This is a genomic window from Leyella stercorea (assembly GCF_019052365.1).
Taxonomy (GTDB): Bacteria; Bacteroidota; Bacteroidia; order Bacteroidales; family Bacteroidaceae; genus Prevotella.
This window is the reverse complement of sequence record NZ_JAHQUY010000122.1, coordinates 1-4,043: the sequence shown is the minus strand read 5'-3', so window position 1 is coordinate 4,043 and position 4,043 is coordinate 1. Positions and strand designations below refer to the sequence as shown.

At 42.2% G+C, this 4,043-nt stretch carries 4 protein-coding genes; 2 read left to right on the top strand and 2 right to left on the bottom strand.

What is annotated here, in order from left to right:
• Nucleotides 1-146: 146 nt before the first annotated feature.
• Both KTQ90_RS12835 and fldA read right to left on the bottom strand, forming a co-directional pair.
• The gene (locus KTQ90_RS12835) at nucleotides 147-554 is read right to left on the bottom strand and encodes a DUF2023 family protein (RefSeq protein WP_217318753.1); all 408 of its coding nucleotides are present in this window, start codon (nucleotides 552-554) and stop codon (nucleotides 147-149) included.
• Nucleotides 555-606: 52 nt separating this feature from the next.
• Nucleotides 607-1,104, bottom strand: coding sequence for a flavodoxin FldA (fldA, locus tag KTQ90_RS12830; protein WP_022157165.1), 498 nt, complete (start codon nucleotides 1,102-1,104; stop codon nucleotides 607-609).
• Nucleotides 1,105-1,492: 388 nt separating this feature from the next.
• Here fldA and KTQ90_RS12825 point away from each other — a divergent pair, with 388 nt between their 5' ends.
• Nucleotides 1,493-2,035, top strand: a complete 543-nt coding sequence (locus tag KTQ90_RS12825) for a hypothetical protein (protein ID WP_217318752.1) — start codon at nucleotides 1,493-1,495, stop codon at nucleotides 2,033-2,035.
• Between the two features lie 472 nt (nucleotides 2,036-2,507).
• Nucleotides 2,508-3,986: a leucine-rich repeat domain-containing protein gene (locus tag KTQ90_RS12820; protein ID WP_217318751.1), complete on the top strand. Its 1,479-nt coding sequence runs from the start codon at nucleotides 2,508-2,510 to the stop codon at nucleotides 3,984-3,986.
• The last annotated feature ends 57 nt before the right edge of the window (nucleotides 3,987-4,043 follow it).

Below are 4,043 nucleotides of genomic sequence, written 5' to 3'. Positions count from 1 at the left end.
TATGAGACTACCAACTTTTTTTATAAACTATTTCTTATCCCGAACTGGGGTAATATCTATCAGCCTATCTACCAGCCTTAAAGCTGTATCTTTCAGCCATAGTCTTCTGGCATCAACATTCGAAGTTACGACCGAAGCCACCAGCCTTAGCCGCAGTTCTTTTGCATGCAGCATGCGCTATCCATCGTCTGAATGGCGTTTCTGCTGCACTTGCCCTTACGCTCACAGTATCTCTCACACTGCGAGCAGATATCGTAGCCGAGCATAGCGCCGAGCATGAAGTCTTCTTCGGGCGTTAGCAGGTTGAGCGGTCGTGTCACAATCATGCGTATGGCGTTAAGGCACTCCTCTCTGCCGAAATACAGGTTCAGGCGGTCGTTGCCAACGGGCTGTATGACGTATTTAATGTTCTGGCTTTCCAGTCGGCGTATGGCAAAGTCCTCGTATTTCTTGTTGAACGTGAAGAGCACCATACGGCGCACTCCCTTCTTGTATTCGTAGATATGGTTCATCAGAACCTTCATGTCTACTGGTAAAATTGTGGATTGCTGCATGATTGCGAACTTTAATAATTGATTGTAAGAGTGAGAACTTATAGCGTGTGGTTTAGAGGCATGGCTTTATTTCAGCCACCCAAGCGTCGATGCGCTCGTCGGTCTTGTCGTCTTCGTTCACTTCGTCGAGAGCCAGTCCGACGAACTTGCCGTCTACCACCGATTCCGAATCGTCGAACGTATAGTCGTCTGTAGCTACGGCTCCTATGACGTTGGCGCCAGCCGCCTTAACGGCATTGTATAGCTCAGCCATACCGCCCACGAATGTGTCGGGGTACGACTCCGAGTCGCCACAGCCGAAGAGAGCCACTGTCTTGCCGCTTAGGTCGGCGCCCTTGAGTGTCTTTATGCCGTCATACCAGTCGTCCTGCATCTCGCCTGCGCCCCATGTAGACGTGCCGAGAATAAGGTTTTCGTTGTCGGCGAGAACGCTCGCGTCGAGGTCAGTCACGTTGATAACGTTGTCCACGCCCAGTTTGGCTCCTATTCTGCCAGCCAGGTCTTCGCAGGTGCCGGTGCTTGTGCCGTAGATGATAACAGTTGTTTTCATAATCTTAGTTGTTTTTTATTTGTAAATGTATGGTTAAAGAATTTGGTTTTATCACCGCTGCAAAATTAGCTTGCTTCCGACTTTTACGCAATACCTAAATTCTATGATTTTGAAAACCGCAAGGCTCTAATCTGTTTCTTACTATAATCTGTTCTTTTCTCTGCAATAATGCTTAGAGTTGTAAAAATGTAATGAAAAAGTGGCATAATTATGTTAAAAATGGCGCAAAGACAGTATCCTTTTTCCCCTGTTCTGATAGAAAAAACTACTTTTGTGACATCAAAATGTCTATGAAACCAATATTTTGAGCTGACCAGACAGCTCACGGATGTGAATAAAGGAGCGGAGTCGAAAAGCTAAACGAGTAGAGTTATAAAAAAAGAATTATATGAAAAACAGTAGAATCGTTCGCACGGCAGCAGTTGCGGCTGTGTTGTTCGCGACAATCGGCGCTAATGCGCAATCAGAAGCAAGCAGTAAGTCGATACCTCTGCACGTTGAGGCTTCGTTGGGCGCTTGTACACCCAGCAATAAGGTGTTGCCGCTCGATGTTAATGTCGACTTGAACTATACGTTTGCCAAGAGATTCTCGCTTCATGCCACAACAACCACTTCGTATTTCATGCCGAAGAACGGTGCAACGCACGACTACAATCGCGCTACGAATTTGGGTGGAGGCTTAGGCTACGTTTTCCTTCCTGAGAAGAACGACAAGCTTGGCGATTTCGAGTTGCGTGCGTTTGTTACGACATCCGTTGGAAGCTCCGACTTCAAGAACACCTCCTATAATGTTGGCGTTCATTGGTTTGGACACACCGAGAAGCACCGTCTTGTGCCTACGGTAGGTGTGGGATACACTCTCAGAGATTTTTCGGCTAAGGGTATGAAGAATATCAATGGCGCCTATTTCTCTTTGGGATTGAGATTTTAAGGGCTTTAGAGGCGTATAAGTTTTAAAAAGGATATCCGCATGACTTCTCTAAAAAGCCATGCGGATTTTTATTGTTATGGTGGTGTGGCTAAACTATATAGTTGCAACGATTCGTGAAATTTGTGTTATTCGTGTTCGTTTTTTTAATTGAGCAATATAATGTGGTGTGAGCATTTCTCCGCGAAAAAACTCATTATAGAATCAGACAAGATCCCCGTAAATGATCGGTCATGAGCGAAATGCGGAATAACAAGTTTGTTGTATAAAAGCGAATAGCATAACACGGATGTTCATGAACAAAAGGCAAAGCGGACACGAATGTAATATTTGTTAAAATGACGGTTGAAATATGTCTTTTGTTGACAAAAAGCACGATACTATTCATTTTTTTTATAACTTTGAAGCGTAATTTCTTTTATGGATTACACTGGGTTCATTAACAATGGTATAGATTCTTTAAAACATTTGTGGTATGAAAGGATTGTTATTTTGTGTGGGTCTTATAATGAACTGTTTATTCTCAACAGTTTCATTTGCACAGACTCAAAACGTGTCGCAACAAGACGCTTTGGCAAATACTCAAAAGCAGTTACAGATAAACCGCTATAAATATTCAACAAAAGCTCCTAAGGCTATAGATGGTAATAGCGATTTTAATAGCATGGACATAACATCGCATGGAGGAGATTTGGCGAAACTGTTAGGGGACAACATCTATAAAGTTGACTCCTTAGTCGTTAGGGGAACTGTCGATGATGTAGATTTCCACACACTGTGGGATGCTTCCTTTAACGGAAAGCTTTCGGTCATAAATATGGAAAATGCCGAAGTTAAAAATGGCATCATCCCCGAAGATGCTTTTTGGCATTCAGAGCAATTGAATATAGAAGATGGATACATAACCCTAATACACCTTAGGCGAATTATATTGCCAAACGGAATCAAAAGAATCGAAGATGCGGCATTCTCGTATGTGGTAAATCTTGAAGATGTAAACATTCCTTCCGAACTGCAGTATATAGGTCCTTCTGCATTCGAACAATGTGAGAACCTGAAGACAGACCCTTTAGTCTTCCCAGAAGGATTTGAGAAGTTAGACGAAGCCGTTTTTGCGAATTGTACGAACTTGACAGGAAAAGTCGTTTTGCCTTCCACAATAAAAGAAATTGGCGAAGCGGCATTCTGGCGTGCAAAAATATCATCTATCAACTTTCCTGAAGGATTGGAAAAGATAGGTGACGGTGCATTTTATGGTTGTAGGCTGGAAGAAGTGCATATTCCCAATTCATGTAAAGACTTAGGTATTTTCGCATTTAAACTAAACAAAGAACTCAAGGAGATGCATCTGCCTGATGGAATAGAGCGTATTCCCAATAACTTTGCAGACTGCTGCATAAATTTGAGCCATGTAAACATTCCGTCGTCAGTAAAAAGTATTGGCAAGGAAGCTTTTCAAAGCTGCTGGTGTTTAAACGATGTTGAGTTACCGCTTGGACTCGAAAGTATCGACAAAGATGCCTTTCAGAGTTGTTATGCCTTTGGACAACTTGTCTTTCCTGCAACATTGAATTTCTTAGGAGAGGAGTGTTGTACCTATTTGACAGGTGTAAAGCGTATTTATAGTATGGCTTCAGAGCCTCCAGCATGTGAGGTGAGCACTCTCAATATTGGCGACACTCCTTTTGGAGGATACGATTCTCCGAGTACGCCTAATGACATCCCTGTCTATGTGCCTGTGGGAGCTGCCGAAAAATATCGCAAGGCTTGGGGATGGGACTACTTTACCAACTTTATAGAAACGGATGATTTTCCTACAGCAATACATAATATAAATATAAATAAACCAAATGCGCAAAATAAAGTTTATGATTTAAATGGCAGTAAAGTGGCAAATCCACAAAAAGGTCAGATTTATATAATAAACGGTAAAAAAAGAATTTTTATCAATTGAGTTTGTTGATTTTTTGCAATAAGCGATTAGAAAGGGGATAATCTTTCTAATCGCTTA